Source organism: Streptomyces sp. NPDC057565 (assembly GCF_042801455.1).
GTDB lineage: Bacteria > Actinomycetota > Actinomycetes > Streptomycetales > Streptomycetaceae > Streptomyces > Streptomyces yanii.
The window spans coordinates 57,721-58,659 of record NZ_JBHVFU010000048.1; the positions used below are offsets into that span (position 1 = coordinate 57,721).

Sequence of the window (939 nt, forward strand, 5' to 3'; positions counted from 1 at the left end):
ACGACGCTCGAAGCCACCACCGGGACGCCCACCGCGGTCGTCATCACGACGCGGCCCACGATCATCGCGGCGGAACCCACCACGGTCGTCCTCACGACGCGGCGCACGATCGTCCCGACGGAACCCACCACCGCGGCTGTCGTCACGACGGAAGCCACCGCGGTCGTCCTCACGACGCGGCGCACGATCGTCACGGCGGAACCCACCACCGGAACCACCGCGGCTGTCGTCACGGCGGAACCCGCCGCCGCGGCTGTCGTCGTCGCGACGGGGCCCACGCGGCCGATCGTCACGACGCTCGAAGCCACCACCGGGACGCCCACCGCGGTCGTCATCACGACGCGGCCCACGATCATCGCGGCGGAACCCACCACGGTCGTCCTCACGCCGCGGCGCACGATCGTCCCGACGGAACCCACCACCGGAGCCACCGCGGCTGTCGTCACGACGGAACCCACCGCGGTCGTCCTCACGCCGCGGCGCACGATCGTCCCGACGGAACCCACCACCGGAACCGCCGCGGCTGTCGTCACGACGGAAGCCGCCCCGGTCACCGCCGCTCGTGGGCCGGCTGTCATCGCGACGGAAGCCACCACGGTCGTTGTCCCGGCGCGGGCCGCCGGACCTGTCGTCACGACCACCCCGGAAGCCGCCCCGGTCACCCCCGTCCCGGCGACGCGGCTCGCGCTCCGAACGATCGTCGGGAGAGTTGGTGGACATTGGTGGAACTCCTGTTCTTCGGGTACTACACACATTCTCGCGCAGCCGGACACCCGACGCGCTTCGGCAAAACAAAAGGACCCCTGGTCCCAGCGTGAACGCTGGGACCAGGGGTCCTTGAAAGATTGTTCGGCGGCGTCCTACTCTCCCACAGGGTCCCCCCTGCAGTACCATCGGCGCTGAAAGGCTTAGCTTCCGGGTTCGGAATGTAACCGGGCG

General features: G+C 70.4%; 1 rRNA gene and 1 pseudogene. Both read right to left on the reverse strand.

The window, feature by feature from the left end:
• Positions 1-690, reverse strand: a pseudogene (locus ACFU8W_RS40640) (tetratricopeptide repeat protein); the annotation flags it as partial.
• A 157-nt stretch (positions 691-847) separates the two neighbouring features.
• A 5S ribosomal RNA gene (rrf, locus tag ACFU8W_RS40645) occupies positions 848-939 on the reverse strand; the annotation flags it as partial.